General features: G+C 69.2%; 15 protein-coding genes, 1 other RNA gene and 1 pseudogene. 11 read left to right on the forward strand and 6 right to left on the reverse strand.

The window, feature by feature from the left end; genetic code table 11:
• Positions 1–84: 84 nt before the first annotated feature.
• A complete protein-coding gene (locus tag JCR33_RS17845) occupies positions 85–378 on the forward strand; it encodes a DUF4164 family protein (protein WP_198883482.1) in 294 nt (97 codons plus the stop codon).
• Positions 379–395: 17 nt separating this feature from the next.
• Positions 396–920 (forward strand): cell division protein ZapA, encoded by a 525-nt coding sequence (locus JCR33_RS17850; protein WP_332461222.1) that lies wholly within the window; start codon positions 396–398, stop codon positions 918–920.
• A 13-nt stretch (positions 921–933) separates the two neighbouring features.
• Here the strand turns inward: JCR33_RS17850 and JCR33_RS17855 are convergent, their stop codons facing one another.
• Entirely contained in the window at positions 934–1,584 is a 651-nt protein-coding gene (locus tag JCR33_RS17855; RefSeq protein WP_198883484.1) for a 2,3-bisphosphoglycerate-dependent phosphoglycerate mutase, read from the reverse strand.
• A gap of 334 nt (positions 1,585–1,918) precedes the next feature.
• On the opposite strand from JCR33_RS17855, the gene JCR33_RS24735 reads away from it, so the two are divergent.
• Positions 1,919–2,158 carry a hypothetical protein gene (locus JCR33_RS24735; protein WP_211110394.1) on the forward strand — a complete coding sequence of 80 codons (240 nt, stop codon included), beginning with the start codon at positions 1,919–1,921 and terminating at the stop codon, positions 2,156–2,158.
• Positions 2,159–2,224: 66 nt separating this feature from the next.
• Complete coding sequence (locus tag JCR33_RS17865) at positions 2,225–3,370, forward strand: glycerate kinase (protein ID WP_198883486.1); 1,146 nt, start codon at positions 2,225–2,227, stop codon at positions 3,368–3,370.
• Positions 3,371–3,472: 102 nt separating this feature from the next.
• Here the strand turns inward: JCR33_RS17865 and JCR33_RS17870 are convergent, their stop codons facing one another.
• From JCR33_RS17870 to JCR33_RS17880, 3 genes are all read right to left on the reverse strand, one after another.
• A complete protein-coding gene (locus JCR33_RS17870) occupies positions 3,473–4,225 on the reverse strand; it encodes a TIGR02186 family protein (protein ID WP_198883487.1) in 753 nt (250 codons plus the stop codon).
• On the reverse strand, positions 4,222–5,160 hold the full coding sequence (locus JCR33_RS17875; RefSeq protein WP_198883488.1) for a sulfite exporter TauE/SafE family protein: 939 nt from the start codon (positions 5,158–5,160) through the stop codon (positions 4,222–4,224). Before JCR33_RS17875 ends, JCR33_RS17870 begins: the two co-directional genes overlap by 4 nt.
• A 96-nt stretch (positions 5,161–5,256) precedes the next feature.
• Positions 5,257–6,327, reverse strand: a complete 1,071-nt coding sequence (locus tag JCR33_RS17880) for a hypothetical protein (protein WP_198883489.1) — start codon at positions 6,325–6,327, stop codon at positions 5,257–5,259.
• 190 nt (positions 6,328–6,517) lie between these two features.
• Between JCR33_RS17880 and JCR33_RS17885 the strand changes: the two genes are divergently transcribed.
• Together JCR33_RS17885 and rnpB are read left to right on the forward strand one after the other, a co-directional pair.
• Positions 6,518–7,687 carry a pyridoxal phosphate-dependent aminotransferase gene (locus tag JCR33_RS17885; RefSeq protein ID WP_198883490.1) on the forward strand — a complete coding sequence of 390 codons (1,170 nt, stop codon included), beginning with the start codon at positions 6,518–6,520 and terminating at the stop codon, positions 7,685–7,687.
• Positions 7,688–7,947: 260 nt separating this feature from the next.
• Positions 7,948–8,324: RNase P RNA component class A (rnpB, locus tag JCR33_RS17890), an RNA gene on the forward strand.
• Between the two features lie 95 nt (positions 8,325–8,419).
• Here the strand turns inward: rnpB and JCR33_RS25660 are convergent.
• Positions 8,420–9,670: pseudogene (locus tag JCR33_RS25660) on the reverse strand (adenylate/guanylate cyclase domain-containing protein); the annotation flags it as partial.
• Positions 9,671–9,878: 208 nt separating this feature from the next.
• Between JCR33_RS25660 and JCR33_RS17900 the strand changes: the two are divergent.
• Together JCR33_RS17900 and JCR33_RS17905 are read left to right on the forward strand one after the other, a co-directional pair.
• Positions 9,879–11,153: a PQQ-dependent sugar dehydrogenase gene (locus JCR33_RS17900; protein ID WP_198883491.1), complete on the forward strand. Its 1,275-nt coding sequence runs from the start codon at positions 9,879–9,881 to the stop codon at positions 11,151–11,153.
• 13 nt (positions 11,154–11,166) lie between these two features.
• Positions 11,167–11,496 carry a c-type cytochrome gene (locus JCR33_RS17905; protein ID WP_198883492.1) on the forward strand — a complete coding sequence of 110 codons (330 nt, stop codon included), beginning with the start codon at positions 11,167–11,169 and terminating at the stop codon, positions 11,494–11,496.
• A gap of 93 nt (positions 11,497–11,589) precedes the next feature.
• On the opposite strand, the gene JCR33_RS17910 is transcribed toward JCR33_RS17905, so the two are convergent.
• A complete protein-coding gene (locus JCR33_RS17910; protein WP_198883493.1) occupies positions 11,590–11,778 on the reverse strand; it encodes a hypothetical protein in 189 nt (62 codons plus the stop codon).
• Positions 11,779–11,881: 103 nt separating this feature from the next.
• Here JCR33_RS17910 and JCR33_RS17915 point away from each other — a divergent pair, with 103 nt between their 5' ends.
• The 3 genes from JCR33_RS17915 (at position 11,882) to JCR33_RS17925 (ending at position 15,134) form a co-directional block, all read left to right on the forward strand.
• Entirely contained in the window at positions 11,882–12,862 is a 981-nt protein-coding gene (locus JCR33_RS17915; protein WP_198883494.1) for a hypothetical protein, read from the forward strand.
• Between the two features lie 242 nt (positions 12,863–13,104).
• Positions 13,105–14,043, forward strand: coding sequence for a DMT family transporter (locus JCR33_RS17920; RefSeq protein ID WP_198883495.1), 939 nt, complete (start codon positions 13,105–13,107; stop codon positions 14,041–14,043).
• Positions 14,044–14,102: 59 nt separating this feature from the next.
• Entirely contained in the window at positions 14,103–15,134 is a 1,032-nt protein-coding gene (locus JCR33_RS17925) for a phytanoyl-CoA dioxygenase family protein (RefSeq protein WP_198883496.1), read from the forward strand.
• Positions 15,135–15,402 lie beyond the last annotated feature (268 nt).

Genomic DNA, 15,402 nt, shown 5'->3' on the forward strand with positions numbered 1-15,402 from the left:
ATGTGGGCTGACCTATACGCACAGGAGCGGGCTTGAGCAAAGCCCAGCGTGAAGGAGGAAGCGATCGCGGGGCATCGCACGTTGATGGCACTCACTCGTCTCGAGGCCGCTCTGACGCGCCTGGAGGCGGCGGTGGCGGTGCACTCGGAGGCGCGCGAAGAGGTGGAGGCGCTGCGCGACGATCGCGCTCGGCTGGAGCGCGATCGCGCCGAGCTCGCCACCCGGCTCGACGCCGCCGAGGCGCGCGCCCACCGGCTGCGCGACACGAATCAGGCCGTCGCCAACCGGCTGGTCAAGGTGATGGAGCGGGTGCGGCGGATGGATGCCGGCATCGCGGTGGGCGAGGATGCGCGCGCCGGAGGGGAGGATCGTCCCTGAGCCAGGTCAAGGTCACCATCGACGGGCACGACTATCGCATGGCCTGCGAGCCGGGCGAGGAGGAGCGCGTGGTCGCCCTCGCCGAGGAGCTCGACGGCACCATCGCGGTGCTGAAGGGGCGGATCGGCGAGATCGGCGACCGCCGCCTCGCGGTGATGGCGGCGCTGACGGTGCTCGACCGCCTCCATGCCGCCGAGGCCCGCAACGCCGAGCTCACCGCCCGCATCGCCCGCCTGGAGAGGGCGCGTGAGCAGGCCGCCCTCGCCGCCGAGGGGGAGGACGAGCCGCTGATCGCCCGCATCGACCGGGTGACCGATGCGGTGGACCGGCTCGTCCACATCGTGAGCGCCAGCGTCCGGGCGATGGACGTCGACGCCGAGGAGGAGGTCGCCCCGACCTTCGCCCGGGCACGGGCCCCGGAGGGCCGGCCCGATAACGCCGAGCCGCCTGCCGCTGGCGTTGGACCGCCTGCCGCAGACGGGGAGAGCGCCGCCGATCCCGCCCCGGCGGACCCCGCTTTCGCGAGCCGGACCGCCGGGTGAGGCGGCGCTCGGCTCAGGCGAGCTCGGTCACGCGGGGCGTCGCGTCGTCGTAGTCGGTGCGGGTGAGCGGCTTACCGGACTCGTCGAGGGTGTAGATGATGGGGACGCCGGTCGCGAGCTCGCGCTTCACGATCGCGTCCGGTCCCATCGCCTCCAGCGACATGATGAGGGCGCGCAGCGAGTTGCCGTGGGCGGCCACCAGCACCCTCTCGCCAGTGAGGAGGCGCGGCCTGATGGTCGCCTCGAAATAGGGCAGCACGCGCTCCGCCGTCATCTTGAGGCTTTCGCCGCCCGGCGGGGCGATGTCGAAGGAGCGGCGCCAGATGTGCACCTGCTCCTCACCCCACTTCTTGCGCGCATCGTCCTTGTTGAGGCCGGAGAGGTCGCCATAGTCGCGCTCGTTCAACGCCTGATCGGCGATGGTGGGCAGGTCTTCCTGTCGCAGTTCCGCCAGCATTAAGGTGAGAGTGTGTTGCGCGCGCCGCAGCACGGACGTGAAGGCGACGTCGAATTGGTAGCCGGCGCCGGCGAGAATTTTGCCGGCATGAATCGCTTCGGCAATTCCCTTCTCGGTCAAGTCGGGGTCCCGCCAGCCGGTGAATAAGTTCTTTTGATTCCACTCACTTTGGCCGTGGCGGACAAGGGCAAGAATACGGTCGGACATGGTCGAAATCCTGTGGATCGAATCAGGCGAGTGTGTCGTCTTCACCATACGGCAACGATTACGCCAAGTTATCCACAGGCTGTGTATAGCTTGGACAAGGGTGTTCCACGTTCGTTCGAACTTTCACGTTGCGGTAAGGTCGTCGGTGTCAAGTACGCGAATGCGCGAGTTGGCAACGGGAGGCTCCATGCTCTTCAATCATTATCGTTTGACCGCAGCGGGACGTTCACCAGGCGTGATGTCCCTCTTCTGGTGGGAAGGCTGGAGTGGAGCTTGGTATCTCACATCCGTGTGCGATCTCAAAGGGTTCTCGTGTCCGGAAGCGGGTGTGTTCATGGTGGTGCGGCGTGAGGCGTGGGGGCAGTGCACGCCGCTGCTGATCGGCTCGGCCAAGAGCATCAGCGACGAACTCTACCAGCACCACGGCGATGCGCTGCTGCGCGCCATCAAGGCCGGCGCCACCGAGATCCACGTGCATCTCGCGAGCGAGACCGCCGAGCAGCGCGAGATCGTCATGGAGGACATCGCCGACGGCTGGCGCATGCCGTCCGAAAAGTCGCTGCAGCCGGTCTGACCGGCTGCGCTCTATCGTGCGGCGAGGTGGAGGCCACGCCGCTTGCTCCCCGGACGCATCCCACCCGTGAAGATCCTCATTGCTTGCGACAAGTTCCGCGGCAGCCTGACGGCGGCCGAGGCGAACGCCGCGATCGCCGACGCGCTGGCTGCCAGCGCGCTCGACGCCTCCTGCCTCGCGATCGCGATCGCCGATGGTGGCGAAGGGACGCTCGCCGCGCTGGAGGGGCCGGGGAGCCGACGCCTCGAAACCACCGTGACCGGACCCTACGGCAAGCCGCTCGAGGTGGAGTGGCTCTATGACGAGGCGCGCCGCCGCGGCGTCATCGAACTCGCCGTCGCCGCCGGACACGGGGTGGCGGCGGAGGAGGGCTACGACCCCGACCGGGCGAGCAGCGTGGGCGTCGGCGAGCTCATCCGCGCCGCGCTCGACGAGGGCGCGCGCGAGGTGGTGATCGCGCTCGGCGGCAGCATCACCGTCGACGGTGGTGCCGGAGCGCTCGAGGCTCTCGGCGGCCGCTTCTTCGACGACAAGGGCGCGCCGCTCGCGCGTCCCGCGGGCCGCGGCCTCGCCGACGTCGCGAGGGTCGACCTTTCGGGCCTCGATGCGCGCGTCCGCGGGCTCTCGATCGTGCTCGCCGCCGACGTCGACAATCCGCTGATCGGCCCGCGCGGTGCGGCCCGCGTCTTCGGCCCGCAGAAGGGCGTCGCCGCGGCCGACATCGACGATTTCGACGCCGCCCTCGCCGCCTTCGACCGGGCGGTGGCGGCGGCCCGGTCGGCGGACACGCTGGCGAATCACGAGTTTGCCGGCGCCGCGGGCGGCATGATGGTGGGCCTTTCCGCCATCGCCGACACCGCGGCGCGCGACGGTTTCCAGGTGGTGGCCGAGCATCACGATCTCGACGCGGCGATGGCGGACGTCGCGCTCGTCGTCACCGGCGAGGGATCGTTGGACAGCCAGTCGCTCGGCGGCAAGGGGCCGGTCGCCATCGCCCGTGCCGCGGCGGCGTCAGGGGTGCCGGCCATCGCCTTCGCCGGCCGTCTGGCGGTGGCGGCGGAGGATTTGAGGGCGCACGGCATCGTCGCCGCCTTCGCCATCGGCCGCGGCCCGGCGAGCCTCGAGGAGGCCCTCGCCGCCGGCGCCGACGGTCTGCACGAGACCGCCCGCAACGCCTTCGACCTCATCGCCGCCGCCCGGCGCCTCTCGTGAAGCGACCGAGACATTCGAGGCCCGCCTTTCATGTCGATGGTCTTCGGCTAAGTTATTAAAATAGAGCGATAAATCGGTTTATACGACAGCCCCGCCAGTGGCTCAGTTGCGGCGGAACACGACGCCGCCGACGTAGCCGGTGAGGAGGGCGATCACCACCGCGCCGATGCCGTAGAGGAGCGGCTGGTGGCGCGACAACTCGAACATGCGCTGCTCGAACCCCACCTTCGACACGGTGAAGGCGAGTTCCTCTGTGTCGAGCTGGGCACCGTCGGCGTAGAGGAAGATCGTCACCGAGTAGTCGCCGTCGGCGACGACGCTCGGCAACGGAATGTCGGTGCGGAAGAAGGTCTTCGTCAGCATCGACACGGCGTCGAAGCGCTCCACGAACAGGCCGTCGCCGGCGAAGTGAAGCGTCATCGCGCGGGCGAGGAGCTGGCGCTCGGCATTGCCGCCGGCAAGGGTGGAGAGCGAGCGCGGCAGGCCCGGAGCCGTCGGGTCCTGGAACAACGCCTCCGCCCCCGGCGAGGCGAACACGCCATAGTAGGACGGCATCTCGCTGAAGCGCTCGCCCGGCGAGTTCATCCAGATGCCGAAGCGGCGTTCCTTGCGCTGCACCAGCACGTCCTGAGGCGGACCGCGCACCACCACGATCACCTCGTAGGTCCCGGCGCGGGCCACCGTCTGCGCGTCGCGCTCGATCACCCCGAACAGCGACAGGCGCGCGCCGGAGAAGTTGGAGGCGACGCGGACGACGTCGGCCGACAGCGACGACACGAGCCGCTCGGCCGCCGCGGGGCTCGCCCCGAGGCTCACCGCCGCGGCGAGAGCGAGGGCCAGACGACGAGGCGTCACGGCATGCCCGTCACGGTGATGGCGAAGAGGTTGCTCGGCGTCACCACCAGGTTGAAGGCGAAGCGGAGGCCCACGGCGAGCACGAGCAGGCCGAGGAGGGCGCGCAGGTGCTCGCCACGCAGCGCCTGCCCCATCGAGGCGCCGATCTGCGCGCCGAACACGCCGCCGATCATCAGGATGAAGGCGAGGATGATGTCGACCGATTCGGAGGCGACCGAGTGCATCACGGTGGCGATGCCCATCACGCCGACGATCTGCACCAGCGAGGTGCCCACCACCACCGAGGTCGGCACCTTGAGGAGGTAGATCAGCGCCGGGACCATGATGAAGCCGCCGCCGATGCCCAACAGGGTGCCGAGGAAGGAGATGGTGAGGCCGAGGCCGACGACGGGGAGCACGGAGATGTAGAGGCGCGACCGGCGGAAGCGCACCTTGAGGGGCAGGCGGTGGATCCACCCGTGGGTGCCGCCGCGGCGGGAGGGCGGCGGCGCCTCGCCGCGCTTGCGGGCGGCCCGGGCGCGGAGCATCGCGCGCACCGATTCGTTGAGTGTCAGCGAGCCGATGGTGGCGAGAAACGCCGTATAGGACAGCGCGATGACGAGCGTGAGGTGCCCCGCGCTGCCGAGGCGGGCGAAGAGCTCCGCCCCGGCGAAGGCGCCCGCCGCGCCGGCCGCGATGAGGATCGCGGCGAGCTTGAAGTCCACCTGCCGGCGCCGCCAGTAGGTGAGGGCGGCCGAGGTGGAACTCGCGACGATCTGCGGCGTGACCGAGGCGACGGCGACCGCGGGCGGAATGCCGGAGAAGATCAGGAGCGGCGTCATCAGGAAGCCGCCGCCGACGCCGAAGAGGCCGCTGATGAGGCCGACGGCGCCGCCCATGGCGAGGACCATGAAGACGCTGACCGGCATCTCGGCGATGGGGAGGTAGAAGGTCATCGAGGCGTTGCTCTCGCGCGGTATCGACATGGCGCGATAGCGCCGCCGGTCCGCCCGTGGGGCGGGATGGAGCCGATGGGGAATCCGTCCGTCAAGCTAGGGCAGGGCGAGCGCACTGAAGGCCCCGCCGAGAAGGCGGAAGAAGCCGAACACGACGCGCTTCACGATCCGCAGACCGACGAGGCCGATGATCCATCCCACCATGCTCCACAGAAAGGCGATGACGAGGCGCAGACCCCGCACGACGGCGCGGAAGGCCCGCAGCGTGGTCTTGCCGGTCAACTCCACCACGGCGCGGGTGCGGCGGCCGAAGCGGCTCGAGAAGGTGGCGAGCTCGGCCGCGTCCTCGCCGCTGCGCACCGTGCGCATCAACCGCACGGCGTTCGCCGCGCCGGCGTTGTCGGCGATGCTCGCGACGGAGCCGAGGGTGGTGCGCAGCTCCGCCCGCGCCGCGGCGCGGGTGAGGCCGGCGGCGGCGCCCGCCGACACGTCCACCACGCCGCCGCCGCGCGCCGCGCTCGCGACCACGTTGGTGGGTGCCGCCTGGGTGGCGGCCCGGGCGAGGCGCACCAGGCGGCCGGCGAAGTCCACGGTGAGGTTACCCGTCCGCTTCGCCACCTTGAGCACCGACACGGCGACCTTGCCGACGAGCGAGGTGCCCCCGGTCGCGATCGTCGCCCCCTCGGCGGCGATGCCCACGGCGGCGAGGGCGAGGAGAAACTGCGAATAGTCCTCGCCCATGGCGGCCTTGCCGCCTTCGGTCACGATGTCGCGCACGTCGCCCACCACGGTGAGGTCGGAGACGACGGCGCCGGCGAGGCCCGCCGCCGAATCGGCGTGGCCGGTGATGTAGGCGCCGGCGAAGTCGCCCGCATGGCGCAGGATGGTGGCGACCGTGCCCTGAGCGTCCTGCAGCGCCGCCACGGTCTCGGGATCGAGCGGCTTCTGCAACTCGTCGGCGAGGGCGGCGTATTGGCGGGCACCGTCGACGTCGCCGTCGTCGAGCGCGGCGATCACGCGGCTGTCGAGCGTGTCGCCCGGCGTCGCGGCCTGCAGCTCGCGCCGGATCTCGCGCTCGTCGATCCCCGTCGCGAGGCGTGGCACCGCGAGGGCCAGGAACGCGACCGTCCCGAGGGACAGGACCGTGGCGGCGGGCAAGATGCGCATCGCTCGGCTGGGTACTCCGCTGCGCCAGCCACACGGCCGACGGTGGAAAGGTCGAGGGGCAAGGCAAACCCTATCACATAGAAACGATTATGGGGCGGGACTTTATAGACTCAACGGTCGGGCTCGCGGTTTGACGGGATCACCCCGTCGTGCCAACGGGATCGGACTTTCGCACCGGGAGGACCCCCCAATGAGCGATCTCCTCGCCGCCGTGACGACCGCCGCCCGTGCGACGCCCGTCAGCGGCATCATCAGCGCGGTGAACCACGGCCGGGACAAGCCGGGCCTGATCCCGCTGTGGGCCGGCGAGGGGGACCTGCCCACCCCGCGCATCATCGCCGAGGCCGCCGCCAAGGCGCTCTATGACGGGGCGACCTTCTACACCCATCAGCGGGGCATTCCGCCGCTGCGCGAGGCGCTCGCCGCCTACTACGAGCGCCAGTATGGCCGCCCGTTCGACCCCGACACCTTCTTCCTGGCAGGCTCCGGCATGCAGGCGATCCAGATCGCCATCGCCCTTTCGGTGGGGGCGGGCGGCGAGATCCTGGTGCCCACCCCCGCCTGGCCCAACGTGACGGGCGCGGCGAGCGTGATCGGCGCCACCGCCGTTCCCGTCGCGATGCGCGAGGAGGGCGGGCGCTGGCATCTGGCGGTGGAGGACCTCGCCGCCGCGATCACCCCGGCGACGCGGGCGATCTTCCTCAACTCGCCGGCGAACCCCACCGGCTGGACCGCCGACCTCGCGACGCTGCAAGCCATCCTGGAGCTCGCCCGCGCGCGCGGCCTCTGGATCATCGCCGACGAGATCTACGCCCGCTTCGTGTGGACCGGCGCGCCCCGCGCCCCGTCCTTCCTCGACATCGCCGAGCCGGACGAGAAAATCCTCTACGTCAACACCTTCTCCAAGAACTGGGCGATGACGGGCTGGCGCATGGGCTGGCTGCATGCCCCGCTGGCGCTGAAGCAGACCATCGAGAATCTGATCCAATATTCGACCTCGGGCGTGGCGGAGTTCATGCAGCGGGCGGGCGTCGTGGCGCTCGAGGAGAGCGAGTGGTTCGTCAAGCGCTCCATCGAGCGGGCGCGGCGCGGGCGCGAGGTGGTGTCCGCCGCCTTCGCCGGCAACAACCGCGTGACGTTCGCGCCCCCCGACGGCGCCTTCTACGCCTTCTTCCGCGTCGACGGGCTCGGCTCGTCGCGGGAGGCCGCCTTTCGCCTCATCGACGAGGCGCTGGTGGGGACGGCGCCCGGCACCGCGTTCGGCGGCATCGGCGAAGGCTTCGTCCGCATCTGCTTCCTGCGCAGCGAGGACAGCCTCACGCAAGCCATGCAGCGGATCACCCGATTCCTCGACAATTAACGCTGGGATTAAATTTCTTATTCGCGCGGGCCTTTTGGATTCCTATTCCCAAGCTTCGGCGGAGCTTGTGTGAATCTTGCCGCAGCTTCGAATTGTTGCGACCGGGTTATCCCCTCCTTCATCGAATCGTGCGAATATCTGTTTGCTCCTCCCTCAACTGGGGTCTGGCCATTGTGTCGGACCCCTTTTTCATTGCAGCGACCGCCGAATCGCCGACCGGGGATTTGCCTTTGTCGCGAGGGCAGGCCATGTATCGGCGGCCAGCCGGTCGGACGGCCGCTCCGGCAACGGTCGAAAGGCCGCCGGGGAGGAAAGTCCGGGCTCCACGGAAACACGGCGCCGGGTAACACCCGGCGGAGGCAACTCCAGGGAAAGTGCCACAGAAAACAAACCGCCGTCCGGTGACGGGCGGTAAGGGTGAAACGGTGGGGTAAGAGCCCACCGCGCGGCCGGCAACGGTCGTGGCACGGCAAACCCCGCCGGGAGCAAGACCGCATAGGGGCGGTGGCCCGTTTCCGGCCGCTAAGCCGCCCGGGTAGGTCGCGCGAGGCGTGCGGCGACGCACGTCCCAGATGAATGGCCGTCACGTGGGGGTCACCCCGCCATACAGAACCCGGCTTATAGACCGGCTGGCGCTTCCCCTCGGCCTCGCCCGCCGTCGGCGCCGGCATGTCCCTCCAGGAAGAAGGTCTCGACCTCGCCGAGCCCCTTCACCGCCAGCCAGCCCCGCGGCGCCACGAGGAAGCTCGGCCGCAGGAGATCGGCGGTGCTCGCCGACACCTGGATGCGGCCGGGCAGCGAGTGGCTTTCCATCCGCGAGGCGGTGTTCACGGCGTCGCCCCAGAGGTCGTAGGCGAAGCGCGTCCCACCGATGACGCCGGCGACCACCGGGCCGGTGTGGAGCCCGATGCGCACCCGCAAGGGGCCGCCGTCGAGGCCGCCATAGGCCTCGGCGAACTCGCGGAAGGCGAGGGCGAAGCGGGCGAGGCGTTCGGCCCCCACCTCCGGCGGCACGCGCAGCCCGGACACCGCCATATAGGCGTCGCCGATGGTTTTGATCTTCTCCACCTTGTGGGCGATCGTCAGCTCGTCGAAACCCTTGATCAGGGTGTCGAGCCAGGCGACCAGCGCCTCGGGGCTCGCCGTCCGGGCGCTCGCGGTGAAGCCAACGAGGTCGGCGAAGAAGATGGTCACCCGGTCGTGCCGGTCGGCGACGAGCTGGCCGGGGGCGCGCTTCAGGGTGTTGGCGATCGGGCGCGGCAGGATCGCGAGGAGCAGCTGGTCGGAGCGCTCCACCTCGGCGGCGAGGAGCTGCTCGGCCCGGTGCGTCTTCACCAGCGCATAGGTGAACAGCCACACGTTGATGATCATGACGTTGATCACCACCATCGCCGAGAGATGCTCCACGTAGTGCGGCGCCGCGAGGGCGATCGGGCCGACCTCCGGGGCGAAGTTGAGCGCGGCGATCACCGCCGCGAACGCCGCCGCGACCACCAGCGCGAAGAGCGGCCAGTGGGCGACGCCGAAGAACAGGAAGGCGGCGGCGGTGAAGGCGAAATAGACGTGGGCGCCGCCGTCGAGCCCGGTGAGCCAGATCACCCGCAGCGTGCCGACGATGATGGCGGCGCAGAGCCAGAGCGCCGCCGCATGCTCCGAGACGCGGTGGAAGAGCGGCGTCGCGAGGTGAGCGGCGCCGAACATGATGTTGTGGACGATGAGCGGCTGCAGCGCCGCCGCGTTCATGGCGAACTGCTCGATCACGTGTTGGAACGAGGCGAGCGTGCCGACGATCGCGCCGGCGTTCACGAAGCGCTGGCGCCGCTGCACGGCGGGATCGGCGGAGCGGATCCCGACCGAGAGGAACCAGTCCGCCACGCGGTGGAGCTTGGCGGGCCAGGGAGAGCCGGCGAGGGCGCGGCCGAGGCGGGTGACGCGCTCCGGCCGGGCCGGGGCGACACCCACCCGCTCGCCCGGCTGCGTCATTGGCTCGTGCGACACGACTCGCCCCCATCAAGCCGCCCCGGGCGACCCGCTCGGCGGGTGACATGTGGTCGGCGTGCCTTTTTGTCGCTTTTTAGAGTAGAAATTGCTGACGACTACCACAATCACAGTGCATCATGCGTCCGATCGACGCGCCGTCCGGTGCGTCGAGCTGAACCCCCGGAGCACACGGGGGATAGGAGGAAGACACATGAGAACGACGCCACTGCGCCTCACGGCGCATAGCGCCGCGGCTGCGCTCGTTGCCGCTGCTCTTGCTGCACCTGCCGCCGCTCAGGCTCCCGTGCCCGACAACCTCGAGCGGCTCTCGAACTTCCAGACCACCGGTATAACCGAGTTCACCACCATCGATCAGACCGGCTCCAAGGCCGACGCCATCCGCAAGACGCTGGAGGGGGTCACGCTGCCGGACGGCTTCAAGATCGATCTCTACGCCATCGTCCCCGACGCGCGGCACATGGCCGTCGGTCCGCAGGGCGTCGTCACCTTCGTCGGCACCCGCAAGACCAAGGTGTGGGCGGTCACCGATCGCGACAAGGATCGCGTCGCCGACGAAGTGAAGGACTTCGCCCCGTCGCTGGAGTTCGTCATTCCGAACGGGCCGTGCTTCTCTCCCGATGGATTCCTCTATATCGCGGAGCAGAACCGCGTGCTGGTCTTCCCGGCCGCGGAGTTCTTCTACGAGAGCCCGGACGTCGCCGCGTTCAACGTGGTGCCGCAAGGGGAGCTGATCCCCGCCTCGGAGGAGAGCTTCAACCACACCGCCCGCGTGTGCCGCATCGGGCCCGACGGCAAGCTCTACATCTCGCTCGGGCAGCCCTACAACGTGCCGGCCCCCGACAAGCTCGACCTCTACCGCAAGGAAGGCATCGGCGGGATCATCCGCATCGGCACCGACGGCAAGGGGCGTGAGGTCTACACCTACGGCATCCGCAACTCCGTCGGGCACGACTTCGACCCGCAGACCGGGGATCTGTGGTTCACCGACAACCAGGTGGACGGCATGGGCAACGACATCCCGCCCGGTGAGATCAACCACCAGACCGCGGCGGGCCAGCACTTCGGCTTCCCCTGGTATGGCGGGGGCTCGGTGCGCACCACCGAGTACGAGACCGACGAGCTGCCCGACGATCTCGTGATGCCGGCGGTGGAGACGGTGGCGCACGCCGCCGACCTCGGCATGATGTTCTATCGGGGGTCGATGTTCCCGGCGAAGTACAAGAACGCCCTGTTCTCGGCCCAGCACGGCTCGTGGAACCGCACCACCCCGGTGGGCGCCCGCGTGATGGTGACCTTCGTCGCCGAGGACGGCACCGCCACGACCCAGCCGTTCGCCGAAGGCTGGCTCACCGACAGCGGCGAGTATCTCGGCCGCCCGGTGGACGTCGCCATGCTGAAGGACGGCTCGCTCCTCGTGTCGGACGACCTCGCGGGGGCCATCTATCGCATCTCCTACGAGAAGTGAGGCCTGCGTGGGAATGACACGCTGGGTGGCGGCGGGACTGTCCGCCGCCCTCCTCCTCGCCACCGCCTCCGCGGCGGTGGCCGATCCGGTGGCCGGCAAGCGCAAGGCGGCCCAATGCCAGGTCTGCCACGGCTTCGACGGCATGGGCACCAATCCCGAGGTGCCCAACATCGGCGGCGAGAGTGAGATCTACCTCATCAAGCAGCTTCGCGCCTTCCGTGACGGGACGCGCGAGGACCGCATGATGTCGCTGGTCGCGAAAAACCTCTCCGACGGGGACATTCGCGACCTCGCCGACTATTACGGCGCGATCGAGATCACGGCGACCGTGCCGCAGTTCTGACGCCCCGATCGGCCGGTGCCGTGCGCATCGGCCGATCCTCGCGCTCCGCTCGTTCCGGAGGCTCCGCCTGGACATCTCATCGTGCACGGACGGTCACTCGTCGGTGCCGCTCGCCTCGTCGCCGTCGCCATCACTGTTGGCGGCCGGGCGCGGCGTCGCGTCGCGCCGGGCCCGCGTCTGCTCCTTGCGCTTGCGCAGGTTGGCGCGCAGCGCCTCGCGCAGTCGGGCGTTCTTGTCGTCCTCCTCGGACGCGGCAGGGGGCGACTTTTTCGACGGCGCCATAGGGATTCCTCGGCCAGATCGCAATGGGTTTCAACGCTTTGCGCTGCGCTTATGTCTGCCATGCAGCTCTTATCGCTGACTTGGCCCAGACAAGGAAATTGCCATGAAGAGAACTTTGGCCATTGCCGCCGTGCTCGCCACGACCGTGGCCGCCGCCCAAGGGACGGAGATTTTGATTTATACCGGTGGAGCGCCGACCGGCGAAGGCTCCACGTATCATAATGGAATGGGTAAGGCCGTCGAGGAGCAGATCAAGGAGCTCGCCCGGCCGTTTGGATATGAAGTCCGGCGCGTCCCGTCAGGCGGCGCGGTGGCCAACGCGAACGCCTGTGCCGACGAGACCGAGAATATTTGCTTCGGTATCGGCCAGGGCGGGCTCGAATACGACGCGGTGACCTCCGGCGGCACGCAGATCATCCGCAACGATCTTCCGGGCGAATGCGCGATGGCGTTCACCAAGGAGCCGCGCCTGCCCAACTGGAAGTCGGTGATGCAGAACGCGTCCCGCGTCACCTTCGTGGTGCCGGAAGGGTCGGGGTCGGAAGCCTTCGTGAAGAAGATGTTCGACGCCGAGCCCGCGCTCGAGGGCATCACCCCCCGCTTCAAGTACGCCAAGGGTCAGCAGGCGATCTTCGAGGCGGTGAACTCGATCCGCGGCGCGGTGGGGGTGTTCTACGCCTATCCGAACCCCACCGACGGCACCATCCACGACGCCTACCAGGAGGATATGACCATCATGGGCATCCTCTCCCCGGCCGTCGCGAAGGGCTCGGACGATTTCTATCTCAACCGCCGCGCCCCCTACGCCCTGTCCTGGTTCGGCCTCGGCGAGACGAAGACCGTGCCGGCGATGTGCTCCAAGGCGCTGCTCTTCGCCGGCGATCCGGCGACGTTGACCGACACGTGGGCGCAGGGCGACTACGAGGACTTCATCGACAAGCTGAAGTCGCTGCCGCCCGAGGCCTTCATCCCTGACGACGGCCCGCTCTCCCGTCTCATGAAGGAGGTCGAGGGACTTTCCGAGGAGTACGGGGTGAACGAGATGGTGACCGACCTCCAGAAGCAGGCGTCGGAGAAGTTCTGACGGCGCCGCCCGATCTCGCGGCGGGTTTCCCACACCGCCGCCCCACACCGCCGCTGCGCCTCGGCGCGGCGGCGGCCGCCCTGCCGAGGGTCATCGCAGGGGTCGCGCCGACCCGCGAGAGCTGCGATCCGCGGGTGGGATCGGTAGAAACGATCCGTTACGCGATTATCGCATAACGGGTGCGCGAGGGTGCCGGCTTGCGCTTTGGCCAAGGAACGACAATTGTGCGTCTTATGGTCACGATGCCCGTCCCTTCCGCAAGCAATGATGCCGCCGTAGGCATTTTCTGGAAAGTCACGTCCGTTCTGTTCTTCACGCTGATGCTCACGTTCGTGAAGATCGCAGGCGAGCGCATTCCCGTCGGACAGCTGCTGTTCGCGCGAAACTTGTTCGGGCTCATCCCGGTGGTGGTGATGATCGCCTACACCGGTCACCTGCACGACGCGCTGCGCACCAACAACATCTGGGGCCACATGCGCCGGGCGATGTCGGGCATGTTCGCCATGGGGCTGTGGTTCGTCGCGCTGCAATATCTTCCCTTTCCCGAAGCGACCGCCATCGTCTACGCCGCGCCGCTGATGATGGTGGTGCTCGCCGCCACGGTGCTCGGCGAGCGGGTGCGCGTCTACCGCTGGTCGGCGGTGGCGGTGGGTCTCGTCGGCGTCGCCATCATCATGGTGCCGCAGCTCAGCGAAGGGTTCGACATCTTCGGCAACGCCGCCTCCTTCGGCGCGGCCTGCGCGCTGGTGTCGGCCGCCTGCATGGCGCTCACCGCGGTGTTCGTGCGCCAGCTCGCCCGCTCGGAGCCGACGCACACGATCGTGATCTATTTCCTCATCGCCGGCACGTTGGTGACGGCGCTGACGGCCCCCACCTGGGTCGTCCCGTCGTGGAGCGATGCGGCGATGCTGGTGATGATCGGCGTGCTCGGCGGGGTCGGTCAGATCATGGTCACCCAGGCCTTCCAGCACGCCGAGGCGTCGCTGATCGCGCCGTTCGAGTACACCTCGATGATCTGGGTCATCGCCATCGGCTACCTCGTCTTCGGCGAGATCCCCACCATCTATGTGGTGATCGGGGCGGCGATCGTGATCGGATCAGGGATCTTCGTGATCTTCCGCGAGCGGCAGCTCGGCCTGCACCGCGCGGAACGGAAGATGGGTGCGCCGCTGCGTCCTTAGCACGGCGGCGCGCGATGCGGAGGATGCTTGTTCCGCGCCCCCGGCTTGGGAGGAAGTGAATGAGCAATTGGCTGACCGCACCGCTCTGGCCGATCGACGTCGTATTGCCGACCAAGGCCTTCTCCAATCCGCTGTTGGCGAGCGAGCGGCTCAACCGTCGCGGACTCTACGCGGCGCGGGTCGCCGCCGCGCACGCGCTGGCGGCGCGTCGGCGGCGCCGCCTCGCCGACCGCGTCTCGCCGGAAGCACGGCAGGAGTACGCCGCGAAGGGCTACATCCGCACCACGCCCCTCGATGCGGCCGCCCTCGACGCCTTGCGCGAGGAGGTGACGGGCATCACCGCGCCCGCCTACGAGATGCGGGAGGGGGACGCCGTGACGCGCCGCATCGCGATCACGCCACGGCTTCTCGCCGCGGCGCCGCGGCTCGCCGCCCTCGTGCGCTCGCCCGCCTATCAGGGCCCGATCCGCTATGTCGGCTCATTCGACGTGGCGCCGCAGCTCTACATCCAGACCATCTTCACCCACGTCGCCGACGGCGGCGTGCCCGATCCGCAAAACGATCTCCACATGGACACCTTCCACCCAACGGTGAAGGCGTGGTTGTGGTTCGACGACGTGGAGGAGGCGACGGGGCCCTTCGCCTACGTGGAGGGCTCGCACCGGCTCGATCGGCGCCGCCTCGCCTGGCACAAGCGGCGCTCGGTGATCGCGTCGACGGGTGGCCCCAAGGGCGGGTCCTTCCGGGTGAGCGAGGCGGAGCGGGAGCGGTTGCGGCTGCCCGAGCCGACGCGCTTCACGGTGCCCGCGGGCACGATGGTCACCGGCGACACCTTCGGTCTCCACCGCCGCACGCGGGCGACGAAGCCGTCGCGTCGGCTGGAGCTCTGGGCGACGAGCCGGCCCAATCCGTTCAACCCGCTCCTCAAGAATCCGATCTGGCCGCCGCCGGGCATGGCGGAACGGGAGGCGATCCTGTGGCAGCGGTTCGCGGTCTGGGCGCACACCAACGGGCTGCGCAAGCGCCACGACTGGTACGCCGTGGGCGATGTGCGCCCGCTCGACGATCCCCGCCACCCCTCGCTCGGCTGAGGCCGGGCGCCGGAGGGCGTGCCGAGCGGTCGACGAAAAACGGCATCGCCCGCGTCCGCGTCGGGAGGAACGCGGTCGGGCGATGCCGTTGGCTGACGCGATCCCGCCCTTGCCGGGGCAGCGGCCGGGCGGAAGGTGGCGTCAGTCGTAGCGGTGACGGTCGCGGATGTCCGCCTGGTTGTGGGGCGGCGCGAAGATGCGCATCAGCGCATAGAAGAAGTGGGTGACGGCGTCGGTGAGAGGCGTCGAATCGGACTGCATGGGTTTG

The sequence above is a fragment of the Acuticoccus mangrovi genome, from assembly GCF_016411865.1.
GTDB classification, from domain to species: domain Bacteria; phylum Pseudomonadota; class Alphaproteobacteria; order Rhizobiales; family Amorphaceae; genus Acuticoccus; species Acuticoccus mangrovi.

Excerpts from the sequence above, each read along its gene's own strand:
- JCR33_RS17845 (WP_198883482.1), top strand. The coding sequence starts at position 85 with ATGGCACTCACTCGTCTCGAGGCCGCTCTGACGCGCCTGGAGGCGGCG.
- JCR33_RS17855 (WP_198883484.1), bottom strand. The coding sequence starts at position 1,584 with ATGTCCGACCGTATTCTTGCCCTTGTCCGCCACGGCCAAAGTGAGTGG.
- JCR33_RS24735 (WP_211110394.1), top strand. The coding sequence starts at position 1,919 with ATGGTGGTGCGGCGTGAGGCGTGGGGGCAGTGCACGCCGCTGCTGATC.
- JCR33_RS17875 (WP_198883488.1), bottom strand. The coding sequence starts at position 5,160 with ATGACCTTCTACCTCCCCATCGCCGAGATGCCGGTCAGCGTCTTCATG.
- JCR33_RS17880 (WP_198883489.1), bottom strand. The coding sequence starts at position 6,327 with ATGCGCATCTTGCCCGCCGCCACGGTCCTGTCCCTCGGGACGGTCGCG.
- JCR33_RS17885 (WP_198883490.1), top strand. The coding sequence starts at position 6,518 with ATGAGCGATCTCCTCGCCGCCGTGACGACCGCCGCCCGTGCGACGCCC.
- JCR33_RS17900 (WP_198883491.1), top strand. The coding sequence starts at position 9,879 with ATGAGAACGACGCCACTGCGCCTCACGGCGCATAGCGCCGCGGCTGCG.
- JCR33_RS17905 (WP_198883492.1), top strand. The coding sequence starts at position 11,167 with ATGACACGCTGGGTGGCGGCGGGACTGTCCGCCGCCCTCCTCCTCGCC.
- JCR33_RS17910 (WP_198883493.1), bottom strand. The coding sequence starts at position 11,778 with ATGGCGCCGTCGAAAAAGTCGCCCCCTGCCGCGTCCGAGGAGGACGAC.
- JCR33_RS17915 (WP_198883494.1), top strand. The coding sequence starts at position 11,882 with ATGAAGAGAACTTTGGCCATTGCCGCCGTGCTCGCCACGACCGTGGCC.
- JCR33_RS17920 (WP_198883495.1), top strand. The coding sequence starts at position 13,105 with ATGCCCGTCCCTTCCGCAAGCAATGATGCCGCCGTAGGCATTTTCTGG.
- JCR33_RS17925 (WP_198883496.1), top strand. The coding sequence starts at position 14,103 with ATGAGCAATTGGCTGACCGCACCGCTCTGGCCGATCGACGTCGTATTG.